Raw genomic sequence first — 20,468 nt, 5'->3', positions numbered from 1 at the left:
CGCCCTCGGGCGCTACGCCATCCACCGGCGGTGACCTCAGGAGGCCGCGCTGCGCAGTCCCTGCAGGTCGATCTGCTCCGTCTCGTCGTGCGCCGTGAGGTCGATGACGTGACCGACGGCGGGCTCGGCGGCAGCGGCCTGCCCGGGACCGTCCTCGGACGCGTCCCCGGCCTCGGCCTGGTGCTCGTCCAGCGCCTCCTGGCCGACGACGTCGGCCAGGTCCTCGTTCTGCACGGCCTCCAGAGCGGCGGAGTCGGCGGCCTTGTCCTTGGTGCCGAAGAAGTCGAATCCGCCCTCGATCGCGGGACGCCGCGCGGGAGCGGCCGGTACGACGGCGACCGCGGTCGGCACGGTGAAGTGCCCCGCGGGCTGCTGCCCGGCGGGCGGCTCGGCGGCCGGGTCCGTGGAGGCGGCGGCCGCGTGCTCCTGCCCGGCGGCCGCCTCGGGCTTCCCCTGTGCCTCGTCCTCCGGCGCGGCCTCCGTCTCGGTGGGGCGCGCGGCGTCCGGCGCGGCGGCCTGCCGCGGCACGGAGGCACCGGACCGGTCGGAAGCCGTCGCCGGGTCGGTCTTGATACCGGAATCAGAGGCCGCGTCAGCCTTGCCCGCGTCCTTGGTCACGTCATTGGCGGCACCCTTGGGCGCGTCCTTGGGCGCGTCCTTGGCCTTGCCCTCGGCCGCCACGTCGGCATCGGTGTCGAGCCGGGCCAGTGCCGCGCCGGCCCGCAGGAACAGCCGGGAGCCCTCCGGGGAGAAGAGCGCGGGCACGCCCGGCTTCTCCTCGGCGGCCTCCGCCGCCTGCTCCGACATCCCCGCCGTCTCCGCCTGCTCCGGCTCCGACTCGCGCACCGGCACCGGCGGCAGCGCCCGCGCGGGCACCGCGGCCTCCAGTTCCAGCAGCCGCCGGCCTTCGAGGGCGCTCGCCCGCTCGGTCTCGGCCGTGGCGTACCGGCGCAGCAGGGCGGCGTGCTCGTTGCGCAGACCGGCCAGTTCGGTGCGCTTGGCGCGCAGCCGCTGCTCCAGCTTGCGGCGCAGCTCGCGCGACTCGTCGAGGTCGGCCTCCAGTTCGGCGACCCGCTCCTCGAAGCGCCACTCGTCGCTCGCCCGCGCGCGCGTGAGGTCGGCGACGCGTTTGCCCGCCTGGGTGTCCCAGCGCCGCATGACGACCGCGCCGACCGCCGCCGTCACCGCGGCGGCCGCGGCCAGCCCTCGCAGCACCATCGGTTCCGTGAACACCCAGGGGCCGAGGGCGCAGACGAAGGAGACGCCTGCGATCGCCGAGGGGGGAAGCATCCTGTGCAAAGGAGGGGAATGGCGGTGACGTCCACGTGGCATGGCCAGAAACTTACCGCGCGTAGGCGAATCGTGGTGCCCTGGGCCGCAAAAAGAAAGCGAAGCGGAAGGGTTCACAGCGCATCAGGAAACCCGGCGGGGAGTGAATGCCCCCGTCTCCGAATTCCACAAGATCATTTCCGACCCGGAGTCCTTTGAACGCGCTTGCCGTAAGGAGTGAACCTCCCTTCCCAAGACACCGTCCTAGAGGGCGCAATGTCGCCGGATGCCCGAATCGGCACCGGAGTCGAGGTCTCGCGCGGAACTACGGGATGCGATGTCTGTCAGGGAAGATGGGGAAGTGCCGGGCCGGGTTCCGGGCCGGCCGAAGCGCACGCGGCGACTCCCGCGCGGGCCGCGGCCGGAGTCCGTACCGGCCCTCGTCGCCAGGGCCTGCGCCCTCGTGGGGCTCCTGGACATCGCCGCGGGCGTCTTCCCGCGCTTCAGGCACAGCCGTATGCACGCCCTCGCCGAAGTGCTGCCCGGCGCGCTCGGGCCGTTCGCGGCCGCGCTCTCGCTCAGCGCGGGCGTGCTGTTGCTGCTGCTCGCCCACGGCCTCAGGCGGCACAAGCGGCGCGCCTGGCGGGCCGCCGTCGGTCTGCTGCCGGTCGGCGCGGTCGCCCAGTTCACCTACCGGCACTCCCTGCTGGGCGTGGTCATCTCGCTCGCCCTGCTGACGTTCCTGCTGCGGCACCGCGACCAGTTCGCGGCCCTGCCCGACCCGCGCAGCCGGTGGCGCGCCCTCGCCAACTTCGTTCTCATGGGCGCCGGTTCGCTCGCCCTCGGACTGGTCATCGTCAGCGCCCACCCCGGCCGTATCGTCGGCGACCCGAGCCTCGCCGACCGCATCGCCCATGTCCTGTACGGCCTGTTCGGCCTGGAGGGGCCCGTCGGCTACCGCGGCAGCACCTCCTGGACGGTCGCCTTCTCCCTGGGCGCCCTGGGCCTGCTCACCGCCGTCACCACCGTCTATCTCGCCCTGCGGCCCGAACACCCCGCCGCGCGGCTGACCGAGGAGGACGAGACCCGGCTGCGGGCCCTGCTGGAGAAGCACGGCGGCCGCGACTCGCTCGGCCACTTCGCGCTGCGCCGCGACAAGGCCGTCGTCTTCTCGCCCAGCGGGAAGGCCGCGGTCACCTACCGCGTGGTGTCGGGCGTGATGCTCGCCAGCGGTGACCCGATCGGCGACGTCGAGGCCTGGCCCGGCGCCATCGAACGCTTCATGGACGAGGCCCGCGCCCACTCCTGGACCCCCGCCGTCATGGGCTGCTCCGAGACGGGCGGTGAGGTGTGGACCCGCGAGACCGGCCTCGACGCCCTCGAACTGGGTGACGAGGCGGTGGTGGACGTCGCGGATTTCTCCCTCGCCGGCCGCGCGATGCGCAACGTGCGCCAGATGGTCAAGCGCATCGAGCGCGCCGGTTACCAGACCCGGGTACGACATGTCCGTGACCTCGGCGAGGCCGAGCTGGAGCGGATCCGCCGCGCCGCCGACGACTGGCGCGGCACCGACAGCGAACGCGGCTTCTCCATGGCGCTGGGCCGCATCGGCGACAGCGCCGACGGCGACTGCCTGATCGCCACCGCGCACAAGGCCGACGCCGAGCCGGGCCCGTACGGCGACCTGATGGCCGTCCTGCACTTCGTGCCCTGGGGCCCCGACGGGGTCTCCCTGGACCTGATGCGCCGCGACCGCTCGGCGGACCCCGGCATGAACGAACTGCTGATCGTCGCCGCCCTCCAGGCCGCGCCGAAATTCGGCATCACGCGCGTGTCCCTCAACTTCGCCATGTTCCGCGCCGCGTTGGCGCGCGGCGAGAAGATCGGCGCGGGGCCGGTGCTGCGCGCCTGGCGCGGGCTGCTGGTGTTTCTGTCCCGCTGGTTCCAGATCGAGTCGCTGTACAAGTTCAACGCGAAGTTCCGGCCGCGCTGGGAGCCGCGTTTCGTCGTCTACCGCGCGTCCGCCGACCTGCCGCGGATCGGCTTCGCGGCCATGCAGGCAGAGGGCTTCCTGGACCCGGCCCGGCTGCTGCCGCGCCGGCTGCGCCGCCGCCGGCCCGCGCCGCGCCCGTGCGCCCACGCCCTGCCGGAAAGGAACGTCCGCGCGGCGTGACGCCCCGGCCGGGCCCGGCCGTACGCCGCGTGGAGAGGCGCAAGCCATCGGGGCCTACGCTGAACGTATGAGCAACCAGAGCGGACGCGGACACATCGCGGGCCTTCCGGAATGGGACCGCTGCGCGGTCATGGGCGTCGTCAACGTGACGCCCGACTCCTTCTCCGACGGCGGCCGCTGGTTCGACACGACCGCCGCGGTCAAGCACGGCCTGGAGATGGTCGCCCAGGGCGCCGACCTGGTCGACGTCGGCGGCGAGTCCACCCGCCCCGGTGCCACGCGGGTGGACGAGGAGGAGGAGCTGCGCCGCGTCATCCCCGTCGTCCGCGGCCTGGCCTCCGAGGGCGTCGTCATCTCCGTCGACACCATGCGCGCCTCGGTCGCCGAGCGGTCCCTCGCGGCCGGCGCCGCGCTCGTCAACGACGTCAGCGGCGGCCTCGCCGACCCGGCGATGATCCCGGTCGTCGCGGACGCCGGAGCGCCCTTCGTCGTCATGCACTGGCGCGGCTTCCTGGAGGGCGGCAACGTCCGGGGCGTCTACGACGACGTCGTCACCGAGGTCGTGGACGAGCTCCACGCGCGCGTGGAGGCCGTCATGGAGGGCGGGATCCCCGCCGACCGGATCGTCGTCGACCCGGGCCTCGGGTTCTCCAAGGACGCGGATCACGACCTGGCCCTGCTCGCCCACCTGCACCGGCTGCGCGACCTCGGCCACCCGCTGCTCGTCGCCGCCTCCCGCAAGCGGTTCCTCGGGCGGGTGCTCGCCGGCCCGGAGGCCGCCCCACCGCCCGCGCGGGAGCGCGACGCCGCGACGGCCGCCGTCTCCGCGCTCGCGGCGCACGCCGGCGCGTGGGCGGTGCGCGTGCACGAGGTGCGCGCGACGGCGGACGCGGTACGGGTCGCGCGCGCCGTGGAAGGAGCGCGGTGAGCGCCCCGCACACCGACGTCGAGCAGGTCGAGCTCGCCAACACCGCCTTCTACGAAGCACTGGAACGCGGCGACTTCGAAGCCGTCTCCGGGCTCTGGCTCACGCCGTCCGACCTGGGCGTCGACGAGACCTACCACGACCCGGCGGACACCGGCGTGGTCTCCTGCGTGCACCCCGGCTGGCCGGTCCTCACCGGCCGCGGCGAGGTCCTGCGCTCGTACGCGCTGATCATGGCGAACACCGACTACATCCAGTTCTTCCTCACCGACGTGCACGTCTCCGTCACCGGCGACACCGCCCTGGTCACCTGCACCGAGAACATCCTCAGCGGCGGCCCCGCCCCGGCGGAGGGCGACGAGCTGGGCCCGCTCGTGGGGCAGCTCGTGGTCGCCACCAACGTGTACCGGCGCACGCCCGAGGGGTGGAAGCTCTGGTCGCACCACGCTTCCCCCGTCCTGACCGAAAGCGACGACGAAGAAGGCGACGACACCCCCGCCTGAGTGGGTAGGCGGTCCTGCGGAAGCCGGTGCCCACACCGGTTCGCGCACCGGAAGGGGCCCGAAGGAACCAAGGAGTGGCTGGAATCACGGACGCCCGGGCGGAGGCGGCCACCGGCCCGTGAGCCACCGGGCTCTCCAGGGGAAACGCCCGATGAAGACCTCCCGGCTCCTGCCCGGACCCACGCCCCGTGGCCCGGTCCTGTCAGTGTCCGCAGGTAGATTCGTCCGAGGCCGGTGCGCCGTCCGCACACGGCACGAACCGGCCACAACCGACGATTGCAGGAGTGATTCGCGTGGATCGTGTCGCGCTGCGCGGCCTGAAGGCCCGTGGACACCACGGTGTGTTCCCCAAGGAGCGCGAGGAGGGCCAGACCTTCATCGTGGACCTCGTCCTGGGGCTGGACACCCGACCGGCCGCGGCCGACGACGACCTGGCGAAGACCGTGCACTACGGCATCGTGGCGGAAGAGGTCGTGGCGGTCGTCGAGGGCGAGCCGGTCGACCTCATCGAGACGCTCGCCGAGCGCATCGCCCAGACCTGTCTGAAGCACGAAGGGGTCCAGGAGGTGGAGGTCTGCGTCCACAAGCCGGACGCGCCGATCACGGTGCCCTTCGACGACGTGACCGTCACCATCACCCGGAGCCGAGCATGACCGCGTCCTTCACGCAGGGTCCCACCGACCCGACCGTACAGCCGGTGCCCGCCTCCGTCGTCGAGAAGGTCGACGCCGCCGACACCACCCTGCACAATCCCAAACTCGCCGTGCTCTCCCTCGGCTCCAACCTCGGCAACCGCCTGGAGACCCTCCAGGGGGCCGTCGACGCCCTGGAGGACACCCCGGGCGTGCGGATCAAGGCGGTGTCGCCGGTGTACGAGACGGAGCCGTGGGGCGTCGAGCCCGGCAGCCAGCCGTCGTACTTCAACGCCGTCGTGGTGCTCAAGACGACCCTGCCGGCGTCCTCGCTGCTGGAGCGGGCGCACGCGGTCGAGGAGGCGTTCCACCGGGTGCGGGACGAGCGCTGGGGCGCGCGCACCCTCGACGTCGACATCGTCTCGTACGCCGACGTCGTCTCCGACGACCCGCGGCTCACCCTCCCCCACCCGCGCGCCCACGAGCGTGCCTTCGTCCTCGCCCCGTGGCACGACGTGGACCCCGACGCCCAACTGCCCGGCCGTGGCGCCGTCGCGGACCTGCTCGACGCGCTCACCCGCGAGGGCGTGACGGCCCGCGCGGACCTGGAACTCCGGCTGCCCGAGTAGTCGTTAAGGTCGAGACGACCGTCATCGGGAAGATCCGCCAGCCGGAGACCCGGGAAGCCGAAGGGACACCGTGAGAGAGCTGCGCATCAGGGTGCTGGCCGGCGTGTTCGCCGTCGCCGGGGTGCTGTCCTGGGCGGGCGCCCGCCTGTGGAGCTCGCTGGGCACCCTGCCGAGCGTCCCGCTGGCCGCCCCCATCGTGCTGGCGCTGATCGCCGCGGTCCTGCTGGCCACGGCGCTCTCGCTGCGCTCCCGGCTCAGGGCCCAGCGCGAGCGCCGCCCCGGCGCCAAGGGCGTCGACCCGCTGATGGCGGCCCGCGCGGTGGTCTTCGGCCAGGCCAGCGCCCTGGTGGCCGCCCTCGTCGCCGGGATGTACGGCGGCGCGGGCGTCTTCCTCCTGGAGTCCCTGGACATCCCGGCCCGCCGCGACCAGGCGATCTACGCCGGTTTCTCGGTCGTGGCCGGCATCGCCGTGATAGCGGCGGCGATCTTCCTGGAGCGGGTCTGCAAGCTTCCGGAGGACGACGAGAACGGCGGCCCAGGCGCGGCGTCCACGGCCTGAGCCGGGGCCGCCGCCCGTCAGTGGGCCATGATCAGGCTCATCGCCTCGTTGCGGGTGGCCGCGTCCCGCAGCTGACCGCGCACCGCCGAGGTGATGGTCTTGGCGCCGGGCTTGCGGATGCCGCGCATCGACATGCACATGTGCTCGCACTCGATGACCACGATCACACCGCGCGGCTCGAGGATCTCCATCAGGGCGTCCGCGACCTGCGTGGTGAGTCGTTCCTGCACCTGCGGACGACGGGCGTAGACGTCCACCAGCCGGGCCAGCTTCGACAGACCGGTGATCTTGCCGCTGGTGGACGGGATGTAGCCGACGTGCGCCACGCCCCGGAACGGCACCAGGTGGTGCTCGCAGGTCGAGTACACCTCGATGTCCTTCACGAGCACCATCTCGTCGTGCCCGAGGTCGAACGTGGTCGTCAGCACGTCCTCGGGCTGCTGCCACAGGCCGGCGAATATCTCCTTGTAGGCCCGCGCCACCCGCGCCGGCGTCTCCCTCAGCCCCTCGCGGTCCGGGTCCTCGCCGACCGCGATCAGGAGTTCGCGTACGGCGTTCTCGGCGCGCTTCTCGTCGAACTCGCCGATGGTGCCCTCGCCGTCCAGCGTCACGGGGTCGGTCATGTGTGGTGCCTCGTTCCTGTGTGTCGTGCGTGCCTGGCAGCCCGAGAATGGCGGAAAGCCGCGCCCCCCAGGTTAGAACCAGGGGGGCGCGGCATCCATTCCGGGCCTGGTGGGGCCGCCAGGGGCGGACACCGGTGTCCGGGTCAGCTGTCGGAGCGGTCCTCCTGGACCGGGTCCGGGACGGACTCCGTGGCCGTGGACTTGGCCGTGAGCGCCGCCGTCGCGCCGTTCGCGCCGTTCGTCAGTGCCAGCTCCTTGGGGGAGAGCACCGGCGGGCGGGTCGACGGGGTGCGCCGCGAGGAGCCGGTCCACGCGGGCCGCGGCGGGCGCTTGACGATCGGGGCGAAGATCTCGGCGATCTCCTCCTTGCCCAGGGTCTCCTTCTCCAGGAGGGCCAGGACCAGGTTGTCGAGCACGTCGCGGTTCTCGACCAGGATCTCCCACGCCTCGTTGTGCGCGGTCTCGATGAGCTTCTTGACCTCTTCGTCGACCAGCGCCGCGACCTCCTCGGAGTAGTCGCGCTGGTGCGCCATCTCGCGTCCGAGGAACGGCTCGGTGTTGTCACCGCCGAACTTGATCGCGCCCAGGCGCTCCGTCATGCCGTACTGCGTGACCATCGCGCGGGCCAGGTTGGTGGCCTTCTCGATGTCGTTGGCGGCACCGGTGGTCGGGTCGTGGAAGACCAGTTCCTCGGCCGCGCGGCCGCCCAGCATGTAGGCCAGCTGGTCGAGCATCTCGTTGCGCGTGGTCGAGTACTTGTCCTCGTCCGGGAGCACCATCGTGTAGCCGAGGGCGCGGCCGCGGGACAGGATCGTGATCTTGTGGACCGGGTCGGAGTTCGGGGAGGCCGCCGCGACCAGGGCGTGTCCGCCCTCGTGGTACGCGGTGATCTTCTTCTCCTTGTCCGACATGATCCGGGTCCGCTTCTGCGGGCCCGCCACGACGCGGTCGATGGCCTCGTCGAGCATCTTGTTGTCGATGAGCTTCTGGTCGCTGCGGGCCGTCAGCAGGGCGGCCTCGTTGAGCACGTTCGCCAGGTCGGCACCGGTCATGCCGGGCGTACGGCGGGCGACGGCCGACAGGTCGACGTCCGGGGCGACCGGCTTGCCCTTCTGGTGGACCTTGAGGATCTCCAGACGGCCCTGCATGTCGGGGCGGTCGACGGCGATCTGGCGGTCGAAACGGCCGGGACGCAGCAGCGCCGGGTCGAGGATGTCCGGGCGGTTCGTGGCGGCGATCAGGATGACGCCGCCCTTGACGTCGAAGCCGTCCATCTCGACGAGCAGCTGGTTCAGGGTCTGCTCGCGCTCGTCGTGACCGCCGCCGAGGCCGGCGCCGCGGTGGCGGCCGACCGCGTCGATCTCGTCGACGAAGACGATCGCCGGGGCGTTCGCCTTGGCCTGCTCGAACAGGTCACGGACCCGGGAGGCACCGACACCGACGAACATCTCGACGAAGTCGGAACCGGAGATCGAGTAGAACGGCACGCCGGCCTCGCCCGCGACGGCACGCGCGAGCAGGGTCTTGCCGGTACCGGGAGGGCCGTAGAGCAGGACGCCCTTGGGGATCTTCGCCCCGACGGCCTGGAACTTCGCCGGCTCCTGCAGGAACTCCTTGATCTCGTGCAGTTCCTCGACGGCCTCGTCGGAGCCCGCGACGTCCGCGAAGGTCGTCTTGGGGGTGTCCTTGGTGATGAGCTTGGCCTTCGACTTGCCGAAGTTCATCACTCGGGAGCCGCCGCCCTGCATCTGGTTCATCAGGAACAGGAAGACGACGACGATGAGGACGAAGGGGAGCAGGGAGAGCAGGATGCCGACGAACGGGTTCTGCTTCGACGGCGAGACGGTGTAACCGTCCGGGATCTGCTTCTCCTGGTACTTGTTCTGCAGCGTGTTGGCGATGTCCACGCCCTGGTCGCCGATGTAGCTCGCCTGGATCTTCGAGCTGTCCTCGACCTTCACGCCGTCCTTGAGCTGGACCTTGATGATCTGCTCGTCGCCGGTGGTGAGCTTGGCCGACTCGACCTTGTTCTCATTGATCGCCTGGACGACCTGGCCGGTGTCCACCGTCTTGTAGCCGCCGGACGAGCCGACGACCTGCATCAACACGACCACGGCAAGGACGGCCAGCACGATCCACATGACCGGCCCACGGAAGTATCGCTTCACGTCCATCCATACGGAGCGGTGCCGCCCCGTCCCTCCTGCCATAGTGAGTTTGATAAGACAGTTCTTCTGACGGTACCCCAGCATTGTCGCCCGAAGCCGCGCAGTAGGGCTGGCAATCCCGTCTGCATGCTTCAACGGCGCGAGTCCCGCCGGGGTTCCCGCTCCCCCTACGAGGGCCGCTCCACTGGCTCAGCCGCCGTAGACGTGGGGCGCGAGCGTACCGACGAACGGCAGGTTGCGGTACTTCTCGGCGTAGTCCAGGCCGTAGCCGACGACGAACTCGTTGGGAATGTCGAAGCCGACCCACTCGACGTCGATGGCGACCTTGGCGGCCTCGGGCTTGCGCAGCAGCGTGCACACCTTGAGCGAGGCGGGCTCGCGGGAGCCGAGGTTGGAGATCAGCCAGGACAGGGTCAGGCCGGAGTCGATGATGTCCTCGACGATGAGGACGTGCTTGCCCTTGATGTCGGTGTCGAGGTCCTTGAGGATCCGCACGACGCCGGAGGACTGGGTGCCCGCGCCGTAGGAGGACACGGCCATCCAGTCCATGGTGACGGGGGTGGACAGCGCCCGCGCGAGGTCGGCCATGACCATCACCGCGCCCTTGAGGACGCCGACGATCAGCAGGTCCTTGCCCGCGTACTCCGCGTCGATCTTCGCGGCCAGCTCTGCCAGCTTGGCGTCGATCTCTTCCTTGGTGATGAGTACCTGCTGGAGGTCGGCACCCATGTCTTTCGCGTCCACCCGCATCACTTTCGGTCGTCCCACCGGCTGCCCGCCCCCGGAAGGGGGCCGGGATTCAGCCTTGCCGAATCACCAGTCTGCCACCCTGCCGCTGGGCGACGACTTTGCCGGGGAGGTTGATGGCCCCCTGACCACGCCAGCCGGTGATCAGCCGGTCGACTTCCTCGATGTGGCGGGCGAAGAGGGAGCCGGCCGGGGCACCGGCCTCGATGGCGGCGCGGCGCAGGATCCTGCGGCGTACGGCGGGCGGCAGGGCGTAGAGCTTGGCGCACTCCAGCAGGCCCGCGGCGTCGCGGACGGTGGCCTCGGCCTGGCTGGCCCAGGCGTCGAGGGCGTCGGCGTCGTCGCGGGAGAGCTGGGCCGTCCGGGCGAGGGCTTCGACGACGCCCTTGCCGAGGGCCTTCTCCAGGGCGGGCAGGCCCTCGTGGCGCAGCCGGGAGCGGGTGTAGGCCGGGTCGGCGTTGTGCGGGTCGTCCCAGACGGGCAGCGACTGGACCATGCAGGCCTTGCGGGCGGTCTGCCGGTCGAGCTCCAGGAAGGGGCGCCGGTAACGGCCGCCGGCCCCCGAGACCGCGGCCATTCCGGACAGGGAGCGGATGCCGGAGCCGCGGGCGAGTCCGAGCAGAACGGTCTCGGCCTGGTCGTCGCGGGTGTGGCCGAGCAGGATCGCGGCGGCGCCGTGGCGTTCGGCGGCGGCGTCCAGGGCGGCGTACCGGGCGTCGCGGGCGGCGGCCTCCGGTCCGCCGTCACGGCCGACGGTCACGGCGGTGGACTCGACCGGGTCGAGGCCGAGGCCGCGCAGGCGCAGGACGACTTCCTCGGCGCGCAGGTCGGAGCCGGGCTGCAGCCCGTGGTCGACGGTGACGCCGCCCGCGCGGATGCCGAGCTTGGGGGCCTCGAAGGCGAGGGCGGAGGCGAGCGCCATGGAGTCGGCGCCGCCGGAGCACGCCACGAGGACGAGCAGCGGGGGCGTCGGCTCGTCGGTGCCGGCATCGGGGGAGGCGTCGGGGGTGTGGTCGTTGAGGAGGTCGTGGAGGACGCGGCGCACCGCCAGGCGTATCGCCGCGACCGCAGGATGGGGACCCATGTCCGGTTCCCTTCATGAAGTTTTTCGGGGGGTGAGCCCGAGACGGTCACTCAGAGTGTGTAGATGGTGACAGAACCGGGCCGTTCCCCGAGCATTGCACGCCTGTGCACGGCTCACGCTCCCTCGGACGGGTGATTGGAGGGGCGTTCGCCTGCCGTCGGCCGGATTCGGTTCACGACGTCTCACCCCGATGTCATGTTTCGCTTCGGCGGTGCACCCTCGCGATCCAGTCCGCCGGTTTGGCGATCTCCGACTTGGTGGGGAGGGTGTTCGGCGAGGTCCACACGCGGTTGAAACCGTCGACGCCGACCTCGTCGACGACGGCCCGGACGAAGCGCTCGCCGTCCCGGTACTGCCGCAGCTTGGCGTCCAGCCCGAGGAGCTTGCGCAGGGCGAGATCCAGACGGGAGGCGCCCTTCGCGCGGCGCTGCTGGAACTTCTCGCGGATCTCCGCGACGGACGGGACGACGTCGGGTCCCACGCCGTCCATGACGAAGTCGGCGTGGCCCTCCAGCAGGGACATCACGGCGGTGAGGCGGCCCAGGACCTCCCGCTGGGCGGGCGTCTGCACCAGTTCGACGAGGGACCTGCCGCCGTCGTCCTCCTCGCCCTCGGGCCGGCCTCCGGCCAGCGTCTGGGCGGCCTCCCGGACGCGTTCCAGGACGGTCATAGGGTCGACGTCGGTCTCCGCCAAGAACGACTGGATTTCGCCCTCGAGGTGGTCGCGGAGCCAGGGCACCGCGGTGAACTGCGTGCGGTGGGTCTCCTCGTGCAGGCACACCCACAGCCGGAAGTCGTGGGGCTCCACGTCGAGTTCGCGCTCCACGTGGACGATGTTCGGGGCGACGAGCAGCAGCCGGCCGCCGCCGTTCGCGCCGGCCGGGAGGTCGCGGGTGGCGGGGGCGAAGGTCTCGTACTGGCCGAGGACGCGGGAGGCCAGGAAGGACAGCAGCATGCCCAGCTCCACGCCGGTGACCTTGCCGCCGACGGCGCCGAGGACCGCGTTGCCGGCGCCGGTGCCGCGGCGCTCCTGCATCTTCTCCAGCAGCGGTTTGAGGATCTCCCGGAAGCCGGCGACGTTCGCGCGGATCCAGCCCGGGCGGTCGACGACGAGGACGGGCGTGTCGTGGGTCTCCTCGGTGCCCAGACGAGTGAAGCCCCGGACGTGTTCCTCCGAGGCTTTGGCGTGCCGGCGCAGCTCCGCGACGACGGCGCGGGCCTCGTCGCGGCTCACCTCGGGGCCCGGCCGCACGAGCCGGGTCGCGGTCGCCACCGCGAGATTCCAGTCGACCATGCCGGATGCCGTGCCACCGATGCTCGTCATGTGTCAACCGTACGTGAGGGGTCCCCGCGGGGGCAGGGCGTGCGAGGGGCCGACGGGTCCCGCGGGCGGCCGCGCGGGGCGGTGGTGCGGGTGGCCGGATCTCAGCCGCAGCCGCATGCCGCCAGTGCCGTGGCCGTGCGGTCCAGGGCCGTCTGGGCGGCGGCCGGGTTCGTCGTGTCCGAGGCGAGGAGCGCGAAGGCGAGGACTCGGCCGTCGGCGTTCACGACGGTGCCGGCGAGGGTGTTGACGCCGGTGAGTGTGCCGGTCTTGGCGCGTACGACGCCGGCCGCGCCGTCGCCGTAGCGGCTGGTCAGGGTGCCGGTGAAGCCGGCGACGGGGAGGCCGGTGAGGGTGGGGCGCAGGTCGGGGCGGTCGGGGTCGGCGGCCTTGGCGAGGAGGGCGGTGAGGAGGCCGGCGGTGAGCTTGTCCGCGCGGTCGAGGCCGCTGCCGTCCTTGATGACGACGCCCTTCGTCGGCAGTCCCAGCTTCTTCAGCTGCGCCTCGATCGCGCGGCCCGCCCCGTCGAAGTCGGCGCTCTCGCCCGTCGCGATCGCGGTGTGCCGGGCCAGGGCCTCGGCGATGTCGTTGTCGCTGTTGGTGAGCATCCGCTCGACGAGGGCGGACAGCGGAGGCGAGGAGACGGCGGCGAGGGTGTCCGCGCGGCCGGTGGCCTTGGACGGCCCGGGGGGCGTGGTCTTGATGCCCTCGGCCTGGAGGAAGTCCGCGAAGGCGCGGGTGGCCTCCGCCGCGGGGTCGGCGAAGCGCGGCGCCGGGCCGCTGGTGGAGTCGTCGGTGCGGGCCTCGTCGGCCATCAGGGCGGTGACACGGGCGAGGTTGTCGTTGACCCCGATGGGGTGAAGATCGGAGCCCGCGTACAGGGTGGTGTCGTACGACAGGGTCACCGCGCGGACGTCGCGCTTCTCCAGTGCGGCGGCGGTCTCGGCGGCGAGGGCGCGCAGACCGGCCCGGCCTTCGGCGTCGCGGTCGGCGGTGAGGGTGGGGTCGCCGCCGCCGACCAGGATCAGCTCCTTGGTGTCGGGTTCGAAGACGGCGCGGGTGGTGAGGCGGTGGTCGGCGCCGAGGGCGGACAGCGCGGCGGCGGCGGTGGCGATCTTGGTGGTGGAGGCCGGGGTCAGCGCCTCCTCGGCGGCGCTGCCGTACAGCCGCTCGCCCGTGGCGATGTCGACGACGGCGGCCGCGCGGCGCCCGCCGAGCGCGGCGTCCTTCAGGAGCGGGTCGAGGGCGGCGGCGAGGGCCTTGGCGTCCGGCGCCGGCCGTCCGCCGCCCGTCGCGCCGCCCAGGCCGGTGAGCACGGACGCCGCGCTGGGGGCGGGCCTGGGGCCGCCGGGCGCCGTTCCGTTCGCCCCGGCCCTGCCGGACGTGCCGTCGTGAGATGCGCCACCCCGCTGTCCGGCGGCAGCGGCGCGATCCCGCTCGGCCGTACGCTGACCCGTGGAGTCCCAGGGGCCCGCGGCGGTCACCACGCAGGCGGCCAGCGCCAGACCGGCGGTGGCGGCACCCGCGGTGTACTGCCAGGTCTTGGCTCGCGTGATCCGTGCGACCTGCGGTGACGCGGCCCGCGCCAGCCGCGCGACCCGCGGCCTCGCGGCCGTGGCGGCACGGGCGAGACGGGGACGTACGGCGTTCGCGACCCGCGTCAGACGCGGCCTCGCGGCCCGCCAGGGCCTCAGCTCGGGCACGACGACCAGCCCCTTTCGCGATCACACACCTGCGTGAGGGACACTTAATCACCAGAACTGTGTGTTGATCATGGAGGAGCCACCGGTGGAGTTCGACGTCACGATCGAGATCCCGAAGGGTTCGCGCAACAAGTACGAGGTGGACCACGAGACCGGTCGGATCCGCCTGGACCGCCGCCTGTTCACGTCGACCGCGTACCCGACGGACTACGGCTTCGTCGAGAACACCCTCGGCGAGGACGGCGACCCGCTGGACGCGCTGGTCATCCTGGACGAGCCGACCTTCCCGGGCTGCCTCATCCGCTGCCGCGCGATCGGCATGTTCCGTATGACCGACGAGGCCGGCGGCGACGACAAGCTGCTGTGCGTCCCGGCGACGGACCCGCGCGTGGAGCACCTGCGCGACATTCACCACGTGTCCGAGTTCGACCGCCTGGAGATCCAGCACTTCTTCGAGGTGTACAAGGACCTGGAGCCCGGCAAGTCCGTCGAGGGCGCCAACTGGGTGGGCCGCACCGACGCCGAGGCCGAGATCGAGCGGTCGTACAAGCGCTTCAAGGAGCAGGGCGGTCACTGACCTCCCGTGCCTGCCGGAACGGGCCGTACGCGCTTGCGTGCGGCCCGTTCGGCATGTGTGCGCGGATACTGCGCATACTGAGGGCACCGGAGGTGTCGTACAGGGAGCGCTACGCAGGTGACGGACGCGGAGGACCGCAAGCCGCAGTCGGACGAGGCGAGGATGGCCTTCACGCCGCCCGCCGGTGTCGAGGTCGGGGAGAGCGAGTCGGAGACCACCTCCGAGTTCGCCCTGCCCGTCGGGCTGGACGTCCCGCAGCCGCCGGGCGCGGAGCCCGAGGGGTCGGCGTTCAGCACGCCGAGCGCCTACAGCGCGCGGGAGGCGCCGCCCGCGTTCACGCCGCCGAACGGGATACCGGCGGTCAGTCTCACCAAGGACGCGCCGTGGCAGGACCGGATGCGCACCATGCTGCGCATGCCGGTGACCGAGCGGCCCGCGCCGGAGCCGGTGCACAAGACGGAGGAGGGCGGCCCGGCCGTCCCCCGCGTGCTCGACCTGACGCTGCGTATCGGCGAGCTGCTGCTGGCGGGCGGTGAGGGCGCGGAGGACGTCGAGGCGGCGATGTTCGCGGTGTGCCGCTCGTACGGGCTGGACCGGTGCGAACCGAACGTCACCTTCACCCTGCTGTCGATCTCGTACCAGCCGTCGCTGGTGGACGATCCGGTGTCGGCGGCGCGGACCGTACGGCGGCGCGGTACGGACTACACGCGGCTCGCGGCCGTCTTCCAGCTGGTGGACGACCTCAGCGACCCGGAGACGCAGATCTCGCTGGAGGAGGCCTACCGGCGGCTCGCGGAGATCCGCCGCAACCGGCACCCGTATCCGACCTGGGTGCTGACCTCGGCGAGCGGGCTGCTCGCGGGCGCGGCCTCGGTGCTGGTCGGCGGCGATCTGATCGTGTTCGTCGCGGCCGCGCTGGGCGCCATGCTCGGGGACCGGCTGGCGTGGCTGTGCGCGGGGCGCGGGCTGCCGGAGTTCTACCAGTTCACGGCCGCCGCGATGCCGCCGGGCGCGATCGGGGTGGCGCTGACCGTCGCCCACGTGGACGTGAAGGCGTCCGCCGTGATCACCGGTGGGCTGTTCGCGCTGCTGCCCGGGCGGGCGCTGGTGGCGGGCGTGCAGGACGGGCTGACCGGGTTCTACATCACCGCGGCGGCGCGCCTGCTGGAGGTCATGTACTTCTTCGTCGGCATCGTCGTCGGCGTGCTGGTGGTGCTGTACTTCGGCGTCCAGCTGGGGGCGCAGCTGAACCCCGAGGCGGCGCTGGGCAGCAACGAGCAGCCGGTGGTGCAGATCATCGCGTCGATGCTGCTGTCACTGACGTTCGCCGTGCTCCTGCAGCAGGAACGATCCACCGTGCTCGCCGTGACGCTCAACGGAGGTGTGGCGTGGGTGGTGTACGGCGCCATGCACTACGCCGGTGACCTGTCGCCGGTCGCCTCGACGGCGGTGGCGGCGGGCCTTGTCGGGCTGTTCGGGCAGCTGATGGCGCGCTACCGGTACGCGTCGGCGCTGCCCTACACCACCGCGGCGATCGGCCCGCTGCTGCCGGGTTCCGCGACGTACTTCGGGCTGCTGGCGTTCGCGCAGAACGACGTCGACGGCGGGCTGACGTCGCTGAGCAAGGCGGCGGCGCTGGCCATGGCGATCGCCATCGGGGTGAATCTCGGTTCGGAGATGTCGCGGCTGTTCCTGCGGGGCGCGGGGCGCGGGCGGAAGGCCGCCAAGCGGACGCGCGGGTTCTGAGCACCCGCGCGGCCCGCGCCGCCCACGTCCCCGGCCGGGGTCCGGCTCAGTAGCCCTGGTTCTGGTTGTCGTACGGGTACTGCTGCCGCGGGTGCTGCTGGTTTCCGTACGGCTGCTGGTTGTCGTAGCCGCCCTGGCCATAACCCTGGTCGTAACCGTTCTGGTCGTAACCGTTCTGGTCGTAGCCGTACTGCTGCTGGTCATGGCCGTACTGCTGCTGGTCATGGCCGTACTGCTGCTGGTCGTAGCCGTACTGCTGCTGGTTCTGCGGGGGGTAGGGCTGCTGCTGCTCGGCCGGCGGGATGCGGCGGAGCTGGGTGGTGGCGTCGTCCATCACCGGATACGAGGGCTGCTGGGCCTGCGGCCGGGCCTGCTGCGGCTCCGGCTGCTGCTGCGGGGCGTTCTTGCCCTTCGAGCGGGCGCGCCAGAACTCGATGATGATCGGCACGACGGAGATCAGGACGATCAGGATCAGGATCGCTTCGATGTTCTGCTTGACGAAGTCGATGCCGCCCAGCCAGGAGCCGAGCAGGGTGACGCCCGCGCCCCAGAGGATGCCGCCGAGGATGTTCCAGATGAGGAAGGAGCGGTACCGCATGCCGCTGACGCCGGCGATGATCGGCGTGAAGGTGCGGACGATGGGCACGAAGCGGGCCAGGACCAGGGACTTCGGGCCGTACTTCTCGAAGAACTCGTGGGCCTTGGTGACGTTCTCCTGCTTGAAGAGGCGGGAGTCGGGGCGGGTGAAGAGCGAGGGTCCGACCTTCTTGCCGAACATGTAGCCCGCCTGGTCGCCGAGGATCGCGGCGAGGCAGATCAGGACGATGGCCGCCCACAGGGGGAAGTCCAGCTCCCCCGAGGTGATCAGCAGGCCCGCGGTGAACAGCAGCGAGTCACCGGGCAGGAAGAAGCCGATGAGCAGGCCGGACTCGGCGAAGACGATGAGGAGGAGACCCCAGATCCCGAAGGTGTCGAGCAGGTAGTTCGGATCCAGCCAGCTGGGTCCGAGAGCAAGCGTCGTCACGGTTCCGGGCTCCTGAGGGGTGAGGGAAGTACGGCGTCCGGTTCGGCCGGACAAAGCTATCAACGCAGTGTGCCTGGCCCAGGTTCCACCGGAGTCCTCAGGATGCCCTGTGTGCCCGCTGGGACAAAGCCGTGGGCCCGGGGTACGGTCCCCGGGCCCACGGATCAGGAGGAGTGCCGGGCCGCGTTCGCGACGATCGCGTCCCTCAGATGCTCGGCGAGGCCGGGGCGCATCGCGTCGTAGAACGCCTTGAAGCGCTCGTCGGAGACGTACATCTCACCCAGGCCCTGGTGCATCTCGTAGCCGCACTCGTAGAACCAGCCGCAGATGTGCCGGCGGTGCTCCTCGGCCATCTCCATGGCGCGCTCGCCGGCCGGCGGCTCGCCGTCGGCCATCAGGGCGGCGTAGCGCTCGCTCCAGTCGGCCACCTCGGCCTGCATCCGCTGCCAGTCCTGCTTGGTGTAGCCCGCGGCGCGGCGCTGCGACTCGGCGTAGGCCTCCGTGCCGCCCCAGCGGGCCTCCGCCTCCTCCGCGTACTGCTCCGGGTCCTTGTCCCCGAAGACCTCGAACCGCTCCTCGGGCGTGAGGTCGATCCCCATCTCGCGTGCCTCCATGGCGTGCTCCACGGCCGCCGCCATCTTCCGCAGCTTCTCGATCCGGGCGGTCAGCAGCTCGTGCTGCCGGCGCAGGTGGGCCCGCGGGTCCGCGTCCGGGTCGTCGAGCAGGACGGCGACCTCGTCGAGCGGGAAGCCGAGCTCGCGGTAGAACAGGATCTGCTGCAGCCGGTCGAGGTCGGCGTCGCTGTAGCGCCGGTGTCCCGCGTGGCTGCGCTCGCCGGGTGCGAGCAGGCCGATGTCGTCGTAGTGGTGCAGTGTGCGCACCGTGACTCCGGCGAAACCGGCGACCTGTCCCACGGAGTAGCTCACTTCTTCCGCTCCCTTCTGTGACGCCCTCCACGGTGCGCCCTCACGTCACGTGAGGTGCAAGCCGCCTTCCTAGGGCCCGCCGCTACTTGCTCAGCCGCCCGAACCTGCGTACCGCCAGTGGGAAGAACACCGCGAGCAGACCCACCGGCCAGGCCACCGCCGCCCAGAGGTGGCCCGAGTCGGCCGTTCCGCCCGCGCACAGCTCGCGTACCGCGGTCGCCGTGTGGGACAGGGGGTTCCACTCCACGATCGTGCCCAGCCAGCCGGGCATGGAGTCCGGGGTGGCGAGCACGTTGGAGAGGAAGCCGATCGGCCAGACGAGGATCTGGACGGCCTGGACCATCTCCGGCCGGCCGGCGAGCAGGCCGAGGTGGATGCCGATCCACAGCATGGCGAACCGGAACAGCAGAAGCAGTCCGACCGCCGCGCCGAAGTTCGCGAGGCCGCCGTGCACCCGCCATCCGACGGCGTGGCCCACGCCCGTCAGCGCGGCCAGCACCAGGGCCGACTGGAGCATGTCGGCGGCGGACCGGCCCACCAGTACGGCTGCGTCGGTCATCGGCATGGACCGGAACCGGTCGATCACCCCCTTGTTCATGTCCTGTGTGACGGCGATCATCGTGCCCTCCAGGCCGAAGGCCATGGTGAGGGCGAGCATGCCGGGGACCAGGTAGTCCACGTAGGGGCCGCTGACGCCCCGGCCGCCGCCGATGAGGTAGCCGAACATCAGCATCAGCATCACGGGGAACACCAGGTTCACCACGACCTGCACCGGTTGCCGCGCCCAGTGGGCGAGTTCGCGGCGGGTCATCGTCCAGGAGTCGGTCAGGACGTAGGTGTTCACACGGCCTCCTTCTCGCGGCGCTCGCCGCCGGTGAGGTGCAGGAAGACCTCGTCGAGCGTGGGGCGCCGAAGCGCGATGTCCTCGGCTTCGATGCCGGCCTCCTCCAGCGCGCGTACGACGCCGGTGAGGGCCGTCATGCGGTCGGTGACCGGGGCGCTGAGCAGCCGCCGGTCGGCGTCGACGCGGACGGTGTCCTCCGGCACCGGCAGCAGGGCGGCGGCCGCACCGAGCCGGTCCGCGTCGCGCAGGACGACGTCGATGCGGTCGCCGCCGAGGGCGGACTTCAGGTCGTCGGGGGTGCCGTCGGCGACGACCCGGCCGGAGTCGACCACCGAGACGCGGTCGGCGAGCTGGTCGGCCTCCTCCAGGTACTGGGTGGTGAGCAGGACCGTCGTGCCGCCGCCGACCAGGGAGCGGACCGCGGCCCAGACCTCCGCGCGGCCGCGCGGGTCGAGGCCGGTGGTGGGCTCGTCCAGGAAGAGCACGTCGGGGTCGGTGACGAGCGACGCGGCGAGGTCGAGGCGGCGGCGCATGCCGCCGCTGTACCGCTTGACGGGCTTGCGCCCGGTGCCGGTGAGGTCGAAGCGCGCCAGCAGTTCGTCGGCGCGTGCCCGCGCGCGGCGGGCGCCCAGGTGGTGGAGGCGGCCGAACATCTCCAGGTTCTGGCGGCCGTCCAGTTCCTCGTCGACGGCCGCGTGCTGGCCGAGCAGGCCGATGCGGAGGCGGACCTCGCGCGCCTGGGTCACCACGTCGTGTCCGGCGACCTCGATCCGGCCCGCGTCCGGCCGCAGCAGCGTCGACAGGACGCGTACCAGGGTCGTCTTCCCGGCGCCGTTGGGGCCCAGTACGCCCTGGACCGTGCCTCGCGGGACGACGAGGTCGAGTCCGTCCAGCGCCTTCTTGTCCCCGTATGCCTTGCGTGCGCCGTCCACGGCGATCGCCGTATGGGTCACAGGCCACCCACTTCCTAGCTAGTCAAACTTGACTAAGACCGGAAACGTAATGCCCGTCCACT

19 protein-coding genes are annotated in these 20,468 nt (G+C 71.8%); 8 read left to right on the top strand and 11 right to left on the bottom strand.

Features of this window, described 5'->3' with window-relative positions:
- Window positions 1-36: 36 nt before the first annotated feature.
- Complete coding sequence (locus tag AMK31_RS27315) at window positions 37-1,290, bottom strand: hypothetical protein (protein ID WP_073943305.1); 1,254 nt, start codon at window positions 1,288-1,290, stop codon at window positions 37-39.
- 340 nt (window positions 1,291-1,630) lie between these two features.
- On the opposite strand from AMK31_RS27315, the gene AMK31_RS27310 reads away from it, so the two are divergent.
- The 6 genes from AMK31_RS27310 to AMK31_RS27285 all read left to right on the top strand — a co-directional run bounded on the left by AMK31_RS27310 (window position 1,631) and on the right by AMK31_RS27285 (window position 6,690).
- On the top strand, window positions 1,631-3,442 hold the full coding sequence (locus tag AMK31_RS27310) for a phosphatidylglycerol lysyltransferase domain-containing protein (protein ID WP_073943304.1): 1,812 nt from the start codon (window positions 1,631-1,633) through the stop codon (window positions 3,440-3,442).
- Window positions 3,443-3,509: 67 nt separating this feature from the next.
- Window positions 3,510-4,370: a dihydropteroate synthase gene (gene folP, locus AMK31_RS27305; RefSeq protein ID WP_073943303.1), complete on the top strand. Its 861-nt coding sequence runs from the start codon at window positions 3,510-3,512 to the stop codon at window positions 4,368-4,370.
- A complete protein-coding gene (locus AMK31_RS27300; protein WP_073943302.1) occupies window positions 4,367-4,870 on the top strand; it encodes a nuclear transport factor 2 family protein in 504 nt (167 codons plus the stop codon). Before folP ends, AMK31_RS27300 begins: the two co-directional genes overlap by 4 nt.
- Window positions 4,871-5,163: 293 nt before the next feature.
- Window positions 5,164-5,523, top strand: coding sequence for a dihydroneopterin aldolase (folB, locus tag AMK31_RS27295; RefSeq protein WP_073943301.1), 360 nt, complete (start codon window positions 5,164-5,166; stop codon window positions 5,521-5,523).
- Entirely contained in the window at window positions 5,520-6,131 is a 612-nt protein-coding gene (gene folK, locus AMK31_RS27290; protein ID WP_073943300.1) for a 2-amino-4-hydroxy-6-hydroxymethyldihydropteridine diphosphokinase, read from the top strand. The genes folB and folK overlap by 4 nt, the downstream gene beginning before the upstream one ends.
- Before the next feature lie 70 nt (window positions 6,132-6,201).
- A complete protein-coding gene (locus AMK31_RS27285) occupies window positions 6,202-6,690 on the top strand; it encodes a DUF3180 domain-containing protein (RefSeq protein WP_073943299.1) in 489 nt (162 codons plus the stop codon).
- A 17-nt stretch (window positions 6,691-6,707) separates the two neighbouring features.
- On the opposite strand, the gene folE is transcribed toward AMK31_RS27285, so the two are convergent.
- From folE to dacB, 6 genes are all read right to left on the bottom strand, one after another.
- Complete coding sequence (gene folE, locus AMK31_RS27280; protein ID WP_073943298.1) at window positions 6,708-7,313, bottom strand: GTP cyclohydrolase I FolE; 606 nt, start codon at window positions 7,311-7,313, stop codon at window positions 6,708-6,710.
- A 143-nt stretch (window positions 7,314-7,456) separates the two neighbouring features.
- Complete coding sequence (ftsH, locus tag AMK31_RS27275; RefSeq protein ID WP_073943297.1) at window positions 7,457-9,487, bottom strand: ATP-dependent zinc metalloprotease FtsH; 2,031 nt, start codon at window positions 9,485-9,487, stop codon at window positions 7,457-7,459.
- A gap of 183 nt (window positions 9,488-9,670) precedes the next feature.
- On the bottom strand, window positions 9,671-10,231 hold the full coding sequence (gene hpt, locus AMK31_RS27270; protein WP_031115895.1) for a hypoxanthine phosphoribosyltransferase: 561 nt from the start codon (window positions 10,229-10,231) through the stop codon (window positions 9,671-9,673).
- Window positions 10,232-10,280: 49 nt separating this feature from the next.
- A complete protein-coding gene (gene tilS / locus AMK31_RS27265; protein WP_073943296.1) occupies window positions 10,281-11,312 on the bottom strand; it encodes a tRNA lysidine(34) synthetase TilS in 1,032 nt (343 codons plus the stop codon).
- Between the two features lie 193 nt (window positions 11,313-11,505).
- Entirely contained in the window at window positions 11,506-12,636 is a 1,131-nt protein-coding gene (locus AMK31_RS27260) for a zinc-dependent metalloprotease (RefSeq protein WP_073943295.1), read from the bottom strand.
- Between the two features lie 101 nt (window positions 12,637-12,737).
- Window positions 12,738-14,336: a D-alanyl-D-alanine carboxypeptidase/D-alanyl-D-alanine endopeptidase gene (gene dacB, locus AMK31_RS27255; RefSeq protein ID WP_241842734.1), complete on the bottom strand. Its 1,599-nt coding sequence runs from the start codon at window positions 14,334-14,336 to the stop codon at window positions 12,738-12,740.
- A gap of 85 nt (window positions 14,337-14,421) precedes the next feature.
- On the opposite strand from dacB, the gene AMK31_RS27250 reads away from it, so the two are divergent.
- Together AMK31_RS27250 and AMK31_RS27245 are read left to right on the top strand one after the other, a co-directional pair.
- Window positions 14,422-14,913: an inorganic diphosphatase gene (locus tag AMK31_RS27250; protein ID WP_029381130.1), complete on the top strand. Its 492-nt coding sequence runs from the start codon at window positions 14,422-14,424 to the stop codon at window positions 14,911-14,913.
- A gap of 117 nt (window positions 14,914-15,030) precedes the next feature.
- A complete protein-coding gene (locus tag AMK31_RS27245) occupies window positions 15,031-16,659 on the top strand; it encodes a threonine/serine ThrE exporter family protein (protein WP_073943294.1) in 1,629 nt (542 codons plus the stop codon).
- 46 nt (window positions 16,660-16,705) lie between these two features.
- On the opposite strand, the gene AMK31_RS27240 is transcribed toward AMK31_RS27245, so the two are convergent.
- The 4 genes from AMK31_RS27240 to AMK31_RS27225 all read right to left on the bottom strand — a co-directional run bounded on the left by AMK31_RS27240 (window position 16,706) and on the right by AMK31_RS27225 (window position 20,406).
- On the bottom strand, window positions 16,706-17,683 hold the full coding sequence (locus tag AMK31_RS27240; protein WP_073943293.1) for a DedA family protein: 978 nt from the start codon (window positions 17,681-17,683) through the stop codon (window positions 16,706-16,708).
- Window positions 17,684-17,847: 164 nt separating this feature from the next.
- Complete coding sequence (locus tag AMK31_RS27235; protein WP_073943292.1) at window positions 17,848-18,609, bottom strand: MerR family transcriptional regulator; 762 nt, start codon at window positions 18,607-18,609, stop codon at window positions 17,848-17,850.
- Window positions 18,610-18,691: 82 nt separating this feature from the next.
- Complete coding sequence (locus tag AMK31_RS27230) at window positions 18,692-19,453, bottom strand: ABC transporter permease (RefSeq protein WP_073943291.1); 762 nt, start codon at window positions 19,451-19,453, stop codon at window positions 18,692-18,694.
- Complete coding sequence (locus tag AMK31_RS27225; protein ID WP_073943290.1) at window positions 19,450-20,406, bottom strand: ATP-binding cassette domain-containing protein; 957 nt, start codon at window positions 20,404-20,406, stop codon at window positions 19,450-19,452. Before AMK31_RS27225 ends, AMK31_RS27230 begins: the two co-directional genes overlap by 4 nt.
- Between the last annotated feature and the right edge of the window lie 62 nt (window positions 20,407-20,468).

The organism is Streptomyces sp. TSRI0107 (assembly GCF_001905845.1).
Taxonomy (GTDB): Bacteria; Actinomycetota; Actinomycetes; order Streptomycetales; family Streptomycetaceae; genus Streptomyces.
Note: the sequence above shows the minus strand (reverse complement) of the source record. Positions and strands in the feature narration are given on the sequence as shown.

Excerpts from the sequence above, each read along its gene's own strand:
- AMK31_RS27315 (WP_073943305.1), bottom strand. The coding sequence starts at position 1,290 with ATGCTTCCCCCCTCGGCGATCGCAGGCGTCTCCTTCGTCTGCGCCCTC.
- folP (WP_073943303.1), top strand. The coding sequence starts at position 3,510 with ATGAGCAACCAGAGCGGACGCGGACACATCGCGGGCCTTCCGGAATGG.
- folK (WP_073943300.1), top strand. The coding sequence starts at position 5,520 with ATGACCGCGTCCTTCACGCAGGGTCCCACCGACCCGACCGTACAGCCG.
- folE (WP_073943298.1), bottom strand. The coding sequence starts at position 7,313 with ATGACCGACCCCGTGACGCTGGACGGCGAGGGCACCATCGGCGAGTTC.
- ftsH (WP_073943297.1), bottom strand. The coding sequence starts at position 9,487 with ATGGACGTGAAGCGATACTTCCGTGGGCCGGTCATGTGGATCGTGCTG.
- hpt (WP_031115895.1), bottom strand. The coding sequence starts at position 10,231 with ATGCGGGTGGACGCGAAAGACATGGGTGCCGACCTCCAGCAGGTACTC.
- tilS (WP_073943296.1), bottom strand. The coding sequence starts at position 11,312 with ATGGGTCCCCATCCTGCGGTCGCGGCGATACGCCTGGCGGTGCGCCGC.
- AMK31_RS27260 (WP_073943295.1), bottom strand. The coding sequence starts at position 12,636 with ATGACGAGCATCGGTGGCACGGCATCCGGCATGGTCGACTGGAATCTC.